Source organism: Micromonospora sp. NPDC000316, from assembly GCF_042898885.1.
GTDB lineage: Bacteria > Actinomycetota > Actinomycetes > Mycobacteriales > Micromonosporaceae > Micromonospora.
Genome location: NZ_JBIAZG010000012.1, coordinates 81,275 through 98,849, shown reverse-complemented (window position 1 = coordinate 98,849; position 17,575 = coordinate 81,275). Strand labels below are relative to the sequence as shown.

Annotated in this window: 9 protein-coding genes; 6 read left to right on the top strand and 3 right to left on the bottom strand. The window is 67.0% G+C overall.

The window, feature by feature from the left end:
• Positions 1-6: 6 nt before the first annotated feature.
• Entirely contained in the window at positions 7-1,995 is a 1,989-nt protein-coding gene (locus ACFY2Q_RS21935) for an N-6 DNA methylase (protein ID WP_387133076.1), read from the top strand.
• Positions 1,996-2,023: 28 nt separating this feature from the next.
• The gene (locus ACFY2Q_RS21930) at positions 2,024-3,643 is read left to right on the top strand and encodes a protein kinase (RefSeq protein WP_387133074.1); all 1,620 of its coding nucleotides are present in this window, start codon (positions 2,024-2,026) and stop codon (positions 3,641-3,643) included.
• A gap of 36 nt (positions 3,644-3,679) precedes the next feature.
• Here ACFY2Q_RS21930 and ACFY2Q_RS21925 read toward each other — a convergent pair whose 3' ends face one another.
• A complete protein-coding gene (locus tag ACFY2Q_RS21925) occupies positions 3,680-6,781 on the bottom strand; it encodes an N-6 DNA methylase (protein ID WP_387133073.1) in 3,102 nt (1,033 codons plus the stop codon).
• 165 nt (positions 6,782-6,946) lie between these two features.
• Between ACFY2Q_RS21925 and ACFY2Q_RS21920 the strand changes: the two genes are divergently transcribed.
• On the top strand, positions 6,947-9,097 hold the full coding sequence (locus ACFY2Q_RS21920; protein WP_387133071.1) for a UvrD-helicase domain-containing protein: 2,151 nt from the start codon (positions 6,947-6,949) through the stop codon (positions 9,095-9,097).
• 80 nt (positions 9,098-9,177) lie between these two features.
• On the opposite strand, the gene ACFY2Q_RS21915 is transcribed toward ACFY2Q_RS21920, so the two are convergent.
• Together ACFY2Q_RS21915 and ACFY2Q_RS21910 are read right to left on the bottom strand one after the other, a co-directional pair.
• Positions 9,178-9,903 (bottom strand): DUF6308 family protein, encoded by a 726-nt coding sequence (locus ACFY2Q_RS21915; RefSeq protein ID WP_387133069.1) that lies wholly within the window; start codon positions 9,901-9,903, stop codon positions 9,178-9,180.
• Between the two features lie 4 nt (positions 9,904-9,907).
• The gene (locus tag ACFY2Q_RS21910) at positions 9,908-10,669 is read right to left on the bottom strand and encodes a DUF429 domain-containing protein (protein ID WP_387133067.1); all 762 of its coding nucleotides are present in this window, start codon (positions 10,667-10,669) and stop codon (positions 9,908-9,910) included.
• A gap of 165 nt (positions 10,670-10,834) precedes the next feature.
• Between ACFY2Q_RS21910 and ACFY2Q_RS21905 the strand changes: the two genes are divergently transcribed.
• From ACFY2Q_RS21905 to ACFY2Q_RS21895, 3 genes are read left to right on the top strand one after another with little or no spacing between them, the layout of a single operon-like run.
• Positions 10,835-12,106, top strand: a complete 1,272-nt coding sequence (locus ACFY2Q_RS21905) for a hypothetical protein (RefSeq protein WP_387133066.1) — start codon at positions 10,835-10,837, stop codon at positions 12,104-12,106.
• Positions 12,103-14,103 carry a hypothetical protein gene (locus tag ACFY2Q_RS21900; protein WP_387133064.1) on the top strand — a complete coding sequence of 667 codons (2,001 nt, stop codon included), beginning with the start codon at positions 12,103-12,105 and terminating at the stop codon, positions 14,101-14,103. The genes ACFY2Q_RS21905 and ACFY2Q_RS21900 overlap by 4 nt, the downstream gene beginning before the upstream one ends.
• The gene (locus ACFY2Q_RS21895; RefSeq protein ID WP_387133062.1) at positions 14,100-17,558 is read left to right on the top strand and encodes a helicase-related protein; all 3,459 of its coding nucleotides are present in this window, start codon (positions 14,100-14,102) and stop codon (positions 17,556-17,558) included. Before ACFY2Q_RS21900 ends, ACFY2Q_RS21895 begins: the two co-directional genes overlap by 4 nt.
• Positions 17,559-17,575 lie beyond the last annotated feature (17 nt).

Below are 17,575 nucleotides of genomic sequence, written 5' to 3'. Positions count from 1 at the left end.
GCGGAGATGAACAAATCCGAAGCCTGGGTCGCCACCGTAGCTGTAGGCGACATCGCTCGCCTGGCAGGTGTCGGTCGGGCAGCCGTCAGCAACTGGCGACGACGGTTCCCCGACTTCCCGCAGCCCGTCGGCGGCAGCTCCGCGAGCCCTCTCTTCGCGCTCGGCGACATCGAAGCGTGGACGACCCGGCACGACAAGCCGTTCGAGGTCACCCCCAGGGACCGGGTCTGGCAGCTATTGCGCGGTGCGTCCACCGACCTGGAACTGGGCGACCGGATCGGTCATCTCGGCGCGCTCCTGGCATTCATGGCCGAAAACCCGGGCCGGTGGAAGGCGCTGGCCGACGAACCGGATGCCGTACTTGTACGTTGCCTGGCCGAGCGGCTGCGCGCGGCCGAACCGGAGTTCGGAGACCTGCTCGCCGACCGACCCAATCACGGCGTTGCGGCCATTGTGCGGCTGACCGCCGCAGCGGCCGAGGTGGACGGGCACCGGGCCGTCTTCGACTTCCTCTGCGAGAGGTACCTGGAGGTCCACTCGCGCCGGCACACCGTCACGCCGGAAACTGTCGCGGCCATCATGATCGCGCTGACAACGGCGCCGGGCGATCGCCTGCTCGACCCGGCCTGCGGACTCGGCACCCTGCTACTCGCCGGAGCCCTCCCACGTGCCAGCAAGGTCTGCGGTCAAGACATCAACCGTGCGGCGGCTCGAATCGCACTCGCCCGGCTCCTGCTGCATGGCGGCGACGCTCGTGTCGCGACGGCAGATTCCCTACGCTGCGACGCCTACTCCGGCGAGCTGTTCGACGCGGTGGTTTGCAGTCCGCCCTTCGGGGATCGATCCCGGGGACACGACGACCTGGCGGGCGATCCCCGTTGGGAGTATGGGCTCCCGCCACGCGGGGAACCCGAGCTGGCCTGGGTGCAGCACTGTCTTGCGCATGTCAGGCCCGGCGGGCGGGTGGCGATCCTCATGCCGGCCGCGGCTTCCGCGCGACGCTCCGGTCGACGGATCCGGGCCAATCTTCTCCGCACTGGCACGTTGTGCGGCGTAATCAGTCTGCCACCGACCGGCCCTAGCGGCGCGGTCGCGCCCGACCTGTGGCTGCTGCGACGCCGCGACGACCTTGTCCGACCGAGTGATCTTCTGGTCGTTGACGCCCGGGCCGAGCCCGGGCTCGCCGAGCGTGCCTGGCGGGCATACCTCAGCGGACTCGACCTGCCTACCGGGAGCCGGGCGGTGCCGATCGCCGACCTGCTGGACGGGGACGTTGACATCACTCCGGCGGTGCATCTGGCCGCAGCCGGGGCGGCGGAGCCTGCGTTTTCGCCAGTGCTGGAATCCCTGCGCGTCGCCGTCGCGGAGTTGGTGCCGATCCTGCCGACGTTGACTGTCTCCGCGTCCGTCGGGGGGCGCGCGATGACGACCATCGGCGAGTTGGTCAGGTCGGGCGCCGTGACGATCCGGCAGGCCCCGATGGCAATGAGGACCGACGAAGACGGCCCCATACTGGTGCTGACCGCTCGGGACGTTCGCCTCGGGCACCCGGCGTCCGGGACCGCAAGGAACCCCCCAGGAGCGGTCATCCTCCGAGCTGGCGACGTGCTGGTACCGCTGGCACCGCGTGCACCCGCCGTTCACGTGGTCCGCGAGGGCGGTCCGCTCCTGGGCCCTCGGCTCTACCTGCTCCGGGCCGACCCGGAGCAGGTCGACGCGTACTTTCTGGCTGGGTTCCTGCGGACCGCGCGGCGGTGCGGCGACTCCGGCGGGTCGTCGCTGGCCGCCCGCATCGACATTCGGCGCATCCGGCTGCCCCGGCTGCCCATAGCCGAGCAACGCCGCTACGGCGACGCGTTCCGGCAGTTGATGGCATTCGAGGTGCGGCTGCGGGAGGCGATGACGCTCGGTGAGGAACTCGTCGGGCGCGGAATTCAGGGCCTCGGCGACGGTAGCCTGCGGCCGGTGTCGCCCGACCAGCCCGCCTCATGGTGAGGAACGAGGAACGGAACGGGGTGTCGAGGTGGGCGTGTTGATCAATGGGCGGTACGAGCTGGACGACCTACCCATCGGCCGGGGCGGCATGGGCGAGGTCTGGCTCGGCCACGACACCAAACTCGACCGGCGGGTCGCCGTCAAGTTCATCCGCTTCCCAAACGGAGAGCCGGACAAGGACTTCATCCGCCGGTTCGTCCGCGAGTCACGGATCACCGCCCGTCTGGAACACCCCGGCGTTCCCGCCGTCTACGACGTCGGCACCCACGATGGCCGGCCCTACCTGGTCATGCAGCGTATCCACGGCATCAGCGTCGCCGATCTGGTGGCCGAGCAGGGCGCCCTGCCCATCGGCTGGGCCGCTGCGATCGCCGCCCAGGTCTGCGCTGTGCTTGCCGTCGCCCACGAGGCTTCGCTGGTGCACCGCGACCTCAAGCCGAGCAACCTCATGTTGCAGCCAGACGGGGCCGTCAAGGTGCTCGACTTCGGCCTCGCCGCCGCGCCCACCCTTCCGGACTTTTCCAAGATCACCGCGACTGGCTTGCCGCCCGGCACTCCGGCCTACATGGCGCCCGAGCAGATCCAGACCAACATCAGTGGCCCCGCCACTGACCTCTACTCGCTCGGCTGCACTCTGCACGAGATGCTCACCGGCGAGCGACTCTTCAGCGGATCCACCTCGTTCGACGTGTGGAGCAAGCAGGTCAGTCAACCGCCGCCGCCGGTGCGCGGCGTCCGCGACGACGTGCCGGCGGCGTTGGAGAAGTTGCTCCTGCACCTGCTGCAGAAGCAGCCTGAGGACCGACCCGCCGGGGCTCACGTCGTCTACCGCCAACTGCTGCCGTACGCCACCGGGCTGGGGCCGCTCCCGGGGGTGCTGCTTCCGCCATCGACGACCAGCCCCACCCGGATGTACGCGGCCGTGCTCAGCCGGGTGTTCACGCCCTCGCCGACAGCCCTGCGAGTCACTTCGCCGCCTGCGCCGGTGTCACCACAGCCCGACCCGGCGTCGCTGTTGACGGCTCCACCATCCTCCAGGACCGCTCAACCCGCCGCGTCTCCACGACCTCGTCAGGGTGCGCGCTCCAAGCGCGACGAACTTGGCCAGGCGCGGGTGGAAGCAGCCCGACTCGCCCGGGCATCCCGCTACGGCCAAGCCGCGGAACTGCTGGCCGGAGCCGTCGCGCCAGCTGCGGAGGCGTTCGGCGACACCGACGACGATGTTCTCCGTGCTCGGCTTGAACTTGCGGACGCGCTCTTCGAGGAGGGGGATTACCGTCGGGCCGCGCCGACGTATGAACAACTCGCCGACGATATCGCCCAGCGAGACGGCCGGCATGCCGATCGCGCCCTGAAATGCCGCCTTCGCGGCGCCACCTGCCGCGCTCTATTCGGTGAGACCAGCCAGGCGCTGCGTCAGCTCGACGCGCTCCTCGGCGATGAGAGCGATGTCTACGGCCCGGACGACTCACGCACCCTGGACCTGCGTCGGCAGATCGGCCTGCTCCAACTTGGTGCAGGGCAGCGGCCAGCCGCTGAGGGAACGCTAGGTGACCTTCTGAAGGACCTGACCCGGCTGCACGGTGCCACCGACCCCAGTGCCGTCGAGGTCGCCGAGTTGCTCGCCGGGCTGCGGCGCTCCCGGTGATCGGGGCCCTGAATCGTCAATTTCGATCCGACTCCGTCAGCTGAGCATCTCCCTGACGATCGCCTCGATCTCGGAGGTGCCAGGGTGCTGAGCCAGCACTGCGCGAATCCGGCGGCGCATCGTAACGAAGTTCATGCCGTCAGCGAAGCTGAGCCCGGCAACGGTCTGGCACTGGCCACTGCCGAACTCCGCGAGCCGTTGGTGCGTCGGATTCGCTTCGTTATATCGAGGAATGGGCAAGTTCCACAGGTGCTTGTCGACGTGCCGTTCGTCCTTCCCGTAGGACATCAGCGGTTGGGCAAGCGCGGTGAGGGCCGGACTGTTGAGGATTGCGCTGAGATAGTGGCCTTCCGATCGGGTATCGATAGCGCAGTAGTAGAGCCCGTGTTCGATGACTACGGTCGGATCGTCGACGATTGCTGCGGCGACGTGCATGCCGGAGGCGGTGTAGGCCAACCGCAGCGGTGGCGCGGGGATCTGCGCGGTTAGCTTGTGTCGGAAGTCGAGCTGCTCGGCCAGGGTGAGCCGGGCGCTGCTGCGGTGCGCCTTCCAGGTTGCCTCGGCTCGCCGCCACCAGTCAGCGAGACCGAAGTAGTAGTCGAGTCGCGATTCGGTGGAGGTCATCAACGCGGACCCGTCGAGCGGTAGAACCGCCTCCTTCGCAGGGAGGACTCGGTACGGCACCAGACAGTCGCCGAGCAGCACGCGCCGGATGAACTCGGTCTCCACGACACCTTCGAGTGCGGGCAGTTCCTTCCATGGGGCCTTCTCAAGATTGCTGCGCGACGAGCGGACGAAGCGACGACCGGCACCGAGGCCCAGCCGCCCGCCGGAATCTGACTCGACGAAGAACAGAAGCCTCGGCACTATCGTGGCGCCCTGGCTGAACCGCGCCTTGTACGGTGACCCGGTGAGGGCCGATTCGCTGACGACCAGATCGGCTGCCTCGCGAGTGACGAGCGGTTCGACCAGGCGCCATGACTTGGCGTTCGACGGCACCCGGCCTGTCCACCGCTCGGTCACCGAGGGCAGACGCCGGTAGGTGCCCAGGGTGGCTCGATCACCGAAAACGACGCTGGCACCGCGCGGAAAGATGTGGGGACGCAAGCGGCGCAGGTCCCAGGAGCCGGTGAAGGCGACACCGGCCGGTTCGGCAGTGTCCTCGTACCACCCACTGCGGAAGCCTTTGAAGTAGTCGCGATCGAGCACCGAATTGGGCAGGACGAAGGCGAATGAGCCGTCATCGCGTAGGTATTGTTGGACTGTTCTGGCCACGAACAGCGCGGAGAGGTCCTGGTGCGTCGCGAACTCACGGCCATGCCACAGCCCGCGGCCGTGGGACAGCTCTTTGAAGCGTGTCTGCATGTCCCGCGGCATCTGACGGTAGGACAGCCACGGCGGGTTGCCGATGAGGATGTCCACCCGACTTGCCGGCATCGCGAGCCAGACCGGTCGGGCGAGGTTGCGCAGGTAGTAGCTCCAGATGTGGTCGCGACCCTCGTCGTGCAACCGGCACATCGCCTCGAAGGTGCTGAGGATCATCGGCTGGTCGTCGGGTCCGATCTTCATCCGGTGGAAGAACGGGGTCAGCGACGGCGGGCCGTTCCCCTCTCTTGGTTTCGCCGCGATGGCGGCGAGGCCCGCGACGATCTGATCGAAGCGGCTCGGCTCGTTGAGTAGTTCCTTCGGGAAGCGCAGCCACTCTTCGACCTCGCTTGCGTTGTAACCGGCGCTGATCCGCACGTGCTCCTCACTGAAGAGGTCGCGTCGTTCCCGCCACTGCATACTGTCGCCGAGGTAGACCGGGATGGTGATGGCGTCGCGCTGATCAGTCAGCCGCTCGTGGCCGATGGCGAGCAGGTAGGTCACCCGTGCGAGCGCCACGGCGACCGGGTGTAGGTCAACGCCAACCACATGCTTGGTGAGCTGTGTCAACGCGGTGTCGAGCGGAACGGCCGCCGCCTCGGCGGCAGCAAGATACCGGCGTACGGCGTGGAAAAGGAAGGTGCCGGAGCCGCAAGCGGGGTCCAGCACCCGTTGCCGCAGCGGATCGGTGACGACGGTATCGACAAGATGCTCGGCGAGCCAGTCCGGGGTGTAGTACTCGCCCATCCGCTTGCGCGTCTCTGCGCCAATCATCGACTCGTAGAGCACCTTGAGGATGTCGTGGTCGGCTCGGAGCCAATCGAACCGAGCAAGCCGCCGCGTGAGCCCTTGGACGAATTCGCGACCACCGGGCACCTCCGTGGTCCAGCCGAAAAAGTCGTGCTCGACCACGCCGAGGATTCGGGCCTGATCGAACCGTTGCCCGGTGATGAGGTCCTGCGGCTGCAGATCCATGGCATCGATGCCGACGACCAGGTGCGCGATGATGTGTGCGCTGTTCATCAGCAGGGTGTGCTCGACGAAGAGGTCCGGGTCGTCAACGAACTGCGTGCCGAGCGCGCTGTCCAGCAACCCCGCCCAGAGTTGCCGTTTCAGTTTCACGGTTGGGACCTGCGCGTGCTCTTCGTAGAGGGCGGCGAGCGCAGCGCGATCCAGCTTGTGGGAGGTGCTCCCCGCGCCAAGACGACGGGCAACCTCGGCGGGTGCCGGCCGGACCCGTTGACTCGTCGCCAGCACGCCCTCAAGCCAGTAGAAGAGGGCCAAACCGTCGGGGCGAGTGGCAGCCAATGCGTGGGTGTCGATGAGGGTCAGCGAGTCGCCGGTTAGCTGGTACGCACGCCAGGTGGCCCCGTCGGTCAGGATGCCGACGTACCGTTGGCTGCTCTCGTGGCTCCGCGAGCGAACGTAGCCGCCGAGTTGCCGCTCGGCCTCCTGCAGCGGACGTCCGTTCTGGAGTCGTCGCTTGACCTCAATGACCGTGTAGCCAGCCTCGATGTCGATACGTCTGCCACCGCCGGCTTGAGCTTCGAGGTCAACGTCGAGGTGGGCCTCAGCGAGGCCGAAGTCACCGGCCAGCAGGAGTTGTCGAATGTCGGCCTGCAGGGTCGCTTCGCTGCGGGCGGCCCGGCGATCGGCGATTCGCGCCAACAACGGCTGCAACGAAGGGGGAAGGCCGTCGGGCGCGGGCACCTCCGGTCGAGGCGGTTTCTGGCGGCTGCGGCTTCCATCTGGCGTACCGTCCGAGCGGGCCATGCACCAGTGTGGATCTGACGACTCTTCGGATTCAAGAAATTGCGAATCGCTGTCAGATTATGGACAGCTACGGGCAGTGATGGGATTCAGGTAGGCCTGGAAGCCGATAGCGTGGCAGGTAGGGTCGCATCCGCGCGCCGACCGATCACGCAGGAGGCCCCGACCGTGCCGCAGCTCGCCTTTGCTAACACCTTCTGGCAGAGCTACGACGTCCTGGAGAAGCCGGTGAGGGCCGGCGTACGCAAGGCGATGGAGAAGTTTCAGCAGCTGAGCATCGCCGAGCTGCACGCCGACAAGGGCCTGCACCTGGAGTCGGTGAACAACGCCCGAGACCCACGGATGCGAACCATTCGGATCACCGACTTCTGGCGCGGCGTCGTGTTGGCGCCCGACGACGGCAGCGACACCTTCCTGCTGCTCAACGTCGTGCCACACGACGACGCGTACAACTGGGCTGCGAAGCGGCTCTACACGGTGAACACGGCGACCCGCGCGCTTGAGGTCCGCAACGTCGTCGCCATCGAGCAGCTCACCCCTGCGCTGGAGAAGGCGGCGGCGGAGGCGCCGACGTTGCTTTTCGCCCGTCACTCCAACACCGTGTTGCGAGACCTCGGCATCGACGATCAGGTACTGCGGGCAGTACGCACGATCACCGACAGGTCGCAGTTGGACGCGTTTGGCAGGCTACTGCCCGAGGACCAGTTCGAGGTGCTGCAATACCTCGCCGAGGGCTTCACCCCGGACGAGGTCTACTGTGATGTCGTCGCCGAGCGTCGCCCTGCGGACGCGACACCGGAGCCGAGCGAGAGCCTGGCCGTGGCCATCGCCAACACAAAGAGCCGGATCGCCCTGGTGAGCCGTCCCGACGAGCTCGCCGAGATCCTCGACAAACCCTTCGCCGCCTGGCGCGTCTTCCTCCACCCGTTGCAGCGGCGGGTCGCCTACCGGGTCTCCTACAACGGGCCGGCCCAGGTGACTGGTGGACCGGGGACCGGCAAAACGGTTGTGGCGCTGCACCGGGTCAAGCACCTGCTCTCTCGAAAGCCCGACAGTCGGGTGCTGCTCACCACGCACACCAACGCCTTGGCCGCGACCCTGCGGGAGAACCTGGCACTACTTCTCGGTGACGAGCAGCAGCTGACCCGGGTGGAGGTGACCACGGTGAACGCCTTCGCGAACCGTGCCGTGCGGACCCTCGGCGGGCGAGTGTCGACTCCGATCGGTGACGTGGACGAGCGGCAGGTCTGGCGGCGGGTGTGTCGGCGGCTGACCTTGCCCTGGACTGAGCAGTTTCTCGCCCAAGAGTTCCGACACGTGATCCTGGCCCGCGACGTGCAGAGCCGTGATGAATACCGGACGGCCAACCGGCGAGGGAGAGGCGTGGCGCTGGGGCTTCGGCAGCGAGACCGGGTGTGGGACGCCGTTGAGATGTTTCAGAAGGAGCTGGTGGCGGCCGGAGCTCAGACTCACCTGCAGATCTGCGCTCGGGCGGCACAGCTGCTCGGCGATGCCGACCGTAGTGAGCACGGGTACCAACACGTAGTGGTCGACGAGGCGCAGGACCTGCATCCGGCGCAGTGGCGGGTGCTGCGAGCCGCGGTGGCAGCCGGCTCAGACGACCTGTTCATCACCGGAGACCCGCATCAGCGGATCTACGACTCGCGCGTCTCCCTGAACGCTCTCGGGATCTCCGTCGCTGGGCGCAGCAGCCGGCTGCGGGTCAACTACCGCAGCACCGAGGAGATCCTCACCTGGTCCACCGGCGTGCTTGGCGGGTCGCGGATCGAAGACCTCGACGGCGACGGCGACGACAGCCTCACCGGATACCGGTCGTTGCTGCACGGCAAGCGGCCCCACGCCGCCGGGTATCCGACGAGCCAGGCGGAGATCGCCGCGCTCGTGGGGAGGGTCGGGGAGTGGCTGGAGCAGGGCGTGGCAGCCGGTGAGATTGCGGTATGCGCCAGGTTCAACACCACACTGGGCGACGTGCAGGCCGCGTTGGCTGCCGCCGGGGTTCCGTCTGTGCGGGTTCGAGATCAGCCCGGCGCGGACGTCGATGGGGTGCGGCTCGCCACCATGCATGCGATGAAGGGACTGGAGTTTCGGTGTGTGGCGGTGGTCGGCCTCACTGCGCGGGCGGTGCCGTTCGCGAAGGAGGTCACGCCGGCTGAGGTGGATCCGATGCAGCACGAGAGTGACCTGCTCCGGGAGCGGTGCCTGCTGTTCGTGGCGAGTACGAGGGCACGGGAGGCGTTGCACGTCTCATGGAGTGGCACGCCGAGCCCTTTCCTGCCGTTCGTCCCCGACCGCCAGTAAGTAAGGTGTCGGGCGTTGAGTCCGCGGTGCCGACGTAAGTCGTGCCTGCTGGGCCGGCGGTTGGAGCATCGCGCGGGGACCTAAGGCGCGCCGAGGCCGATGGCATGCGTCCAGAGTGCGACGTCGAGCACCCGTAGGGTTGAGTCGGAAATGGTGACCCGCATTCCGTCCGGGGTTACAGCTCTCGCCGTTGCTTCGCCTAGCAGCTCGACGATTGTGGCGTCGCGCATCAGTCCTCGATGTATCAACCAGTCGTACCTGAAGTCTGAACCGCGCGGTATATGCAGGACGTTTCGTACCTCTTTGTCTCTAACTGGAATCAGGCGTGGCCGCTTCCGGGCGGACAGCTTGCTGGCGGTCACCCACGGGTCTGACCTGGTCGACCCTGGACGAGCCAGCGCTCGCTTGAAATCCTCGTAAAGAGCACTTGCTCTTGTCAGCGTAGAAGCATCGGCGTCTGCGAGACAGACATTGCCCGGCACGGCAGCCAAGCTGCGCTGCAATGCATCACGATGACGATCGTCGTCAAGCACCCGACGGGCGGCGGCCGGGCGGAGCTGGACACTAAGAAGCGTCACCGCGAATAGATCGGCGGCCGTGATCTGTCCCGGGTCGTTCGGGGTGACGGTCCGAAAGGTCGCGCCGGCGAACTTGCCCGCCGGGTCGTAGTAGCGCTTGAGTCGATTTCCTGCCCAGTCGGTGTCTTCAAGCGCGTCGTGCGCTGCCAACCGGGCCGCCGCGAGCGCGGCAACGTCCGGAACGGGCCACCCGGCCGGTACTTCGCCCAACAGATCTTCGTAACGCATGCCGTCAGGACTCCGCTTCAGTGGTAGTGAGGCTGGTCAACGGTGTAGTCGGTAGAGCGATCCAGCCCTCGGTGGAGGCGGCGGCCACGTCGGCGGGCCCGGGACTGGTGGCTTGGCCGATGGCAGCCGCACGTGCGGTCAGGGCGGCTACGACGGCGTCGACTGCATGGTCGCTACGCCGGCACATCGGCTCGAAGTCGCCGAGGCGCAGCCATGGCGCGTTGTCCAGCAGGTCACCGACCAGGTTGTTCAGCGCGCTGCCGTTTTGCCGGCCCTTGTAGCCCCGGAAGGGCAGGCCCCACTGCTTGAGCGACGCCGCAGGGTAGACCTCGACGACGGCCCCGTTGCCGCTGCGGTCCACCGGATGGCCCTCTGCGGCCAGCTTCGCTAAGACTGCGGCGCAGCGCATCGCGGTGTGTGCGATCCGATCCGCCGCCACACTGAGCGAGAGGCGACCAGTGAGCTCGTGGGTGACCATATCGGTGCGGCGCCAGGCCAATGTTCTGCGCCAGGCGCGCCCCACCAGGTCGCTAGGCACGGCGAGATCCCCGCGGTGATGGGCGATGATGAACTCGACGAACGGCTGCGGCCATCCCAGCGGACAGTCGATCCCGACCTTGTCGGCTGCCAACGCCGCCCGCAGGAGCTGATCGTCACCCGCGCCGACTGTCAGTTCCTCCAGCACGGCCCCGCTCGCCGTCCACCGGATCCAGGCGACCGCGGTGTTGGTGTCCTCCGCCGCAAGGTCGATCCCCGCCGTCAACATCCGCTCAACCTACTCAGCACCAGCGGATCGACATATCGTCCGATGTGTCATCTCGTGATCCGCCGGTTTTTCTGGCCGCCGAGTACGTTGCCGGGGCGGAACGCCCGAGATCTGTGTCGGTACGGATGATTGGCGGTCGAATTCCAGTTGAGGATGATTACGCCCGTGGCGCTCTTTCTGACCGACGTCGATCCTCGTGCACGCGTGAAGGGATCCCGCGACGGGCTCGGTGCGCAGGCCGTGTGGTCAGCCGCGGGACGCCCGCTCATCGGCAATCTCACGACGGTCACGGACTCGCTTCCGGGCTTCACCACCCTGCTCGTCGGGCTGCGCTTGGCTGAACTCGCCGCCGCAGACGAGCTCGACAACCCGACGAACGCCTTTCTGATCTGGGAGCAGATGGCGGCGTACGTGCGGCACGTCGTGCACGATCATCGGGGTTTCTTCGGGCTGCAGCGAATCGCTGCGCGGGCTGCGAAGGCCGGCAGCAACGGCGGCAGGGTTTATCTGTCGGCGCAGCCGGAGCACCAGATTCTGAGCAACCAGCGTACGGACGGGTTACTCGGCAACTACACGGCTCCGGCGCGGGTGTCCGGGCTCGTCGCGCCGGGAAGCCCGGTGCGGCTCACCCATGAAGCCAGCGCCTTCGTGGACGCTGTTTACCTTCCGCGATTGGAATCCGGGTGGGGCCGCGATGCCCGCAACCTCGTACGGGAACTGCGGCGGGACCGGATGGCGTTCGACCTAGGCGCAAGCGCGAAGTCTGAGGCGGTGGCCCGCATCTTCACCCCCGAGATGTCGCAGCGTGAGATCGATTTCTACCGGTACCACCTGGTCGAGGGCGGACCGAGTGATCCGACCAAGGGACGGCAGGCCAAGCTCGCCACTCTCCTCGAAGACAGGCCCGCTAACTCCATCTGGCCCTCACGGCCGTACCTGATATCAATCGCCGAGGACGCTGGGTCACGCGGCTGGAGTGACATCGCCGACCTGGTGCGCCGGATCATTGCCTGCGAATCCGTGCTCGCGCCGGCCTCCCTGCTCTTCAGCTACTTGCTCGGTCGGAACGGTGCCCACCTCGACCACGCCGTGGCCGACCTCCGATCGTCCTGGGGGGACCGCCTCGACTCGATCGACCCGCTTGCGGCGTCCACGCTGCCCGGCCAGGAGTGGCCACGCATCGCCGAGGCGCTCGCCCACGGCGATTATCCGGCGCTCATCAGGACCTTGGCCGAGCGCAACGCCACGGCGATGCAGGAGCGTGGTGCGGCACTCCCCTGGCTGGAGGTGACCGACCAGGACCATCTGCGTGTGCGGTTCCGGGATGAGCCGGCCGATCTGCCTACCGGTGACGAGCTCCGAGAGCTGTGGCGGTATCCGTACTTCATCCCGTCACTGGTGTCCATGCTGGCAGCAATCGGGAAGGGTGAGGCGTGAGCGAGGGCATTCCCCGGGCGGTGCTCACCGAGGCGCTCCGCGAGCAAATCAACGGTCGTGAGGTGCTGGCCGCCCTGTTCTGCACGTTCCGCTTCGACCCCGGCTTCTTCGAGCGCGAGATCCTGCCGGCTCTCTTCGACGTCCAACTGCACCAGGACCCGCAGATCCGATGCCTCCAGCTCGAGGAGGCTCTGCGCCCACTCGCCGGCCGGGTCGCCGTCTACTACGACCCTGGTGCGATCGTGACGGGTGACGGAACAGCCTGCCTGGACGTACGCCGAATCCCGGTCCGACCCCGCACCGGCTACTTCCATCCGAAGAACGCTTTCATCCTCGTGCGCGATACGTCGACTCAGGAGCGGTCGCTGGTGATGCTCACCGGCTCCGCGAACCTGACACAGACGGGCTGGTGGGAGAATGTCGAATGCGCCCACCTGGAGGAGATCGGCGAGCACGGCCGGTCGCGGACTGCCCCGGAGATCCAGCGTTTTCTCGAACATCTGCGGAGGATGGCGCGGAACTTCGAGTCCCACCCAGCCCTGGACGACATTCGCGGTCTGCTTCGCACCGTGCAACCGATTGTGCACCGCTCGGCGAACCACCGGATGCACCCCCACTTCCTCTACAACGGCCGGCGTGGCGCTAAGGACCTGGTAGATCAGATCGACGAGATCGCCGGCCAGTGGCTGCGTGGCGTGAATATGGAAGTCCTCTCCCCGTACCTCGACGACGCGGACGCGTCGGCGCCGCTGGAGAGCCTCATCGACCGTTTCCAGCCGCGCCGATGGCGGGTGTTGCTGCCCGAAGAGGGTGGTCTGGCACGGTGCCGTCCGGAGCTTTACGACTGGGTACGCGAACGTGGAGGGGAGTGGGGGCGGCTACCCAAGGCGGTCCTGGCGCGCGGCGGTAAGCAGGCGACGGGAGCGACTTACCGGACGGTGCACGCGAAGGTGTACCGATTCTTCACCAAGGACTGGGAGGTCACCCTTGTCGGGTCGTTCAACCTGACCAGGCCGGCGCACTCGGGCGGTGGCAACGTCGAGACCGGGGTGCTGTCGGAGGTGACCGTCGATCGGCGCCCGAGGTTCTGGCTGGAGGAGATCGAGGAACCACCGCCGTTCGCTCAGCCGGTCGGCGAGGACGACGGCGTCGACCAGGGCTTCGTGCCGTTGCTGGCCCGCTTCGACTGGGCGTCCGGCCAGGCCGAGGTCCTGTGGGACGGCCCGGGCGACAGCCCGAGCATCGAGGTGTACGACCGCGGCGTACACCGATTCGAGATCGGTCACCTGAAGCATGCAGCCTGGACTGCCCTCGCCGCCGGCGACGCGGCGATCCTGCGCGAGCGGCTCCGCGAGACAAGCTTCCTCACCGCGGTCGTTGGCGACCAGCGCGGAATCGTCCTGGTCCACGAGACGGGCATGGCGCACCGGCCCTCGATCCTGCTCGACCTGACGCCGGCCGACATCCTGCGCTACTGGTCGATGCTCACGGCCGAGCAGCGGAACGCCTACCTGGCCCAACATGGTGGGGCGCTGCCCCGCACCAGGGCGGATCTGCCGGTGGAGCCGGCTCCGGTCAAGCCCCTCGACACGATCTTCGATCGGTTCGCCGGGATCTTCCACGGGTTCGCGTCGCTGGGCCGCGCGGTGCGCAAAGCCCTCGACGAGGGTCGGATCGAGGAGGCTCGGTTCCGGATGTTCGGCGCCAAGTACGATTCTCTCCCCGTCCTCGTCGAGCATGTGGTGAACGACTCTGCGGGCGACCTGCTGGACCGCTACCTCATGGTGCTCTGCGCGCAACAGCTCGCTGACGACGTCCGCCACGGTTTCCCTACGTTCTGGGTATCGGATCCGACCGGGGTATCCCGGCTGGAACAGGCGCTCGCCGTGCGGGCAGCCCTACGGCAGCAGCTCGCCGCGCGCAACGACGCCGAGATGGCCGAGTTTCTCGACTGGTACGAACCCCGGTTCCTCAAGACGGAGGCGGTGACGGCATGAGGATCAGTGTCGACACCGCCGCGCAGTTGCTGGACTTCGACCGGGTGATCCGCAATCCGCAGCGGGCGCGAGATCAGCTTCACGGGGCGGTCGCCCTGCACAACATGCTGCAGAGCCATCGTGTCGCCTACCTGGCCGACGAGGTCGGCATGGGCAAGACGTATGTGGCGCTTGGCGTCGTCGCGCTGCTGCGCCACTTCACGCCGGACCTGCGGGTGCTTGTCATCGCGCCGCGCCAGAACATCCAGCGGAAGTGGCAGCGGGAGCAGGGCGTCTTCATCAAGAACAACGTGCGCCTCGACGACCTGCGGGTGCGGATGCCGGGTGGGCTGCCGGCGCGTCCGCTCGTACACTGCCGGGACCTGATCCAGCTCTTGGAGGAGACTGCGGTCAGCCCCGACCGGGACTTCTTCGTCCGTCTCTCCAGCTTCAGCATGCCCATGCGCAGGGATCCGCAGCAGCGACGCAACCTGCGCGACCGACTGCGTACGCAGGTGCCGTGGCTTCCCGAGGAGCTGGTCGACCTGCGCGCCAACGCGGACGTCATCAAGGACCGGTTCGCGCAGGCCATCAACGCCGCGCTGCCGCACTTCGACCTCGTGATCGTCGATGAGGCACACAACCTCAAACACGGCTGGGGCCCGCAGTCGTCGTCACGAAACCGAGTCCTCGCCACGGTGCTCGGTCGTGACCGCGTAGACCTCGATCCGCTACTGCAGAAGAAGTATGGCCAGCGGGCCGGCAAAGTGTTGCTCCTCTCCGCGACGCCCGTGGACGACGATTACCGCCAGTTGTGGAACCAGCTCAATGTCTTCGGACTCGCCGAGCCCTACCGATTGCTCCGCGACCCGGATACCAGCGAGCAGCAGCGGCGGGACGTCGCGGGACAGTTTCTGATCCGCCGGGTGACATCGCTGGAGGTCGCCGGGCAGCGGTTGACCAAGAACCTCTACCGACGCGAGTGGCGTAGTGGGGGAGTCGCCGAGCACGACGAGCCGATCCACATCACGGACGACCGGCAGCGGCTGACCGTTGCGCTGATCCAGAAGAAGGTGAGTGAACTGCTCGACAACGAGCGGTTCGGCACCCGTTTCCAGGTTGGCATGCTCGCGTCGTTCGAGTCGTTCCTCGAAACCACCGCCGCCAAGAAGCCGGCCCCGGGCGAGAACTCCGCTGACGTCGCGGACGAGACCGTGGAGGCCAATTTCGACGACCCGGAGCAGGCCGCGGATGCGGCAGAGCGGCAGGGCATTGACGTACCAATGCTCAATGACCTGACCCGGGAGCACTTCCAGCGGTTCGGTCGCGAGCTGCCACACCCGAAGATGGATGCCCTCGTCCGTGCTCTCGGCACCTCCTGGCGCGACGGCTGCAAAGGGCTCGTCTTCGTCCGTCGCGTCGCGTCCGTCACCGAACTCAAGCGCAAGCTGGACGACGAGTACAGCGACTGGCTCATCGACCGGCTGCGGAGCCGGCTGAATGCGGAGCATCGCGCCATGCTCGAAAACGCCGTTGACGAGTTCCGCCGCCAGCGGTTGCTGCGCGTCCCGACTGTCGTAGCGGCGGATCAGGTGCGGGAGGACGACGACGTCGGTGGCCAGGACACCTTCTTCGCGTGGTTCTTCCGAGGCGCTGGCCCGGTTGGCATCGTCAGCGGCGCGACCATTCAGGCGAGGTTCCGTAACCAGGGCGGCGCCCTCGGCACCTTCTTCGACGACAACCATGTCATGGCGGTTCTGGGCGCCCGACCCGGGCAGGTCGGGGACTCGCTGGCGGTTGCGCTCGGCAAGGAACGGGACAAGGTTGATCGGCTCGTACGCGAACACTCACGCCATTACCTGACCGAGGCCAGGCAGTCGACCCGAGGTGCTCGCTTCGACGCCGTGCAGGCGGCTGCGCTCGAACTACTCGCCCATCACGAGGGACCACATCGGGAATTTGCCGAGGTGATCTGGCGCGAGCTGTACCGCCCGGAAAAGCGGAGCGCCGTTTCGGCCGAGGCCGATCCTGGCCTTTTGGAGACCTTGACGTTCTTCACCGAGCTTCGGGAACGGCCGCAGCTACGAAGCCTGATCTGGCCGGAAACCACCAAGACTGACCTCGCAGAGTCTTTCCGAGAGCAGTACCTCCGGGCGCAGATACTCTCCGCTGCTGCCCGGCTCGGGCATGCCTTTATCGATCTCTATGCTGTTGTCACCGATCATCTGCCAACCCTGGACCCGGCGGCCCCGATCGACGCCGATGGGCTGATCGCCGCTTACCTCGACGAACTCGAACGACAGGCACCGGGCCCGACTGCAGGCCAAGATTGGTCTGCGGTGGACGAGCTCAAGGCCCTGGCCGAGCACCACGACCTGGTGCTCGACATCAACCTTCCCGACCTGCGGCAGGCAAACTTGCGGGAAGCCCGCACCGTTGTCGGCCGGCTCTTCACGGCGCAGGAACCCGTCGCCGGTATGTCCGGCCGGGTGAACACCCGGCACGTGCAACAGTTCCGTCTCCCTGGATATCCACTCGTGCTGATCTGCACAGACCTCCTGCAGGAGGGCGAGGATCTACACACCTTCTGCTCCCGCGTCTACCACTACGGTCTCGCCTGGACTCCTTCGGCGACCGAGCAGCGAATCGGCCGGGTCGATCGCGTGCGGTCCGAGAGTGAGCGCCGGCTGACGAGCCTGAGCGGGCCGGCAGTCGACGACGACCTGCTGCAGGTCTACTACCCCCACCTCACCGACACGGTGGAACGCCTTCAGGTCCGTCGCGTACTGCGCAGAATGAATGACTTTCTTCGACTCATGCACGAGGGCCTGACGTTGCCGACGGCGGGGGACGGGCACCTCGACGTCCGCCGGGAGGCGCTCGTCGATGAGGTGGTTCCACCGCCGCCGGCGGGGCCGCTTCAGACGTCCTTCCCGGTGCGTCCAGAGCATCTGGACGGAGAAGATCGACCGCTGGCCGTGGACGGGACAATGGCCACGCGGCAACTCGACCGCTTCAACTCCTTGGCACGCGTGGTCCTACCGGGCCTCACGATCGAGTGGGAGCGTAGTCAACCCGGACGGGGCACGCTCCTCGGCACGGTCTCTTTCGCCGGCGGGCGACAGCAGCCGTTTAGCCTGCTACTTGAATGGGAAGGTACCAATCTGCTCGTGCACTGTGTGAGCCCTATCGGGCGGATCAGCAGCTCAGACCAGTGGGATGACTTGGCCAATTCGTCGAACGGGATTCCTGCCCGACTCGGCACCGTGGAAACCCGCGGTGGCAGCTACGACGTCACCGTCGAGGATGATGTCCTTCTCACCACACTGCAACATGACCATTCCCGTGTCGCGGCTTTGATCCGGCGGGTCACGACGCTCGCCGACGGGCTCGAGCGGGAGCACCTTCCCGAACGCGATCGACTGCTCAAGGAGTTCAGAACGGAATTGGAGCGGGATGTTAGGCATACGCGATGACTGGCAACGGCTGTGTG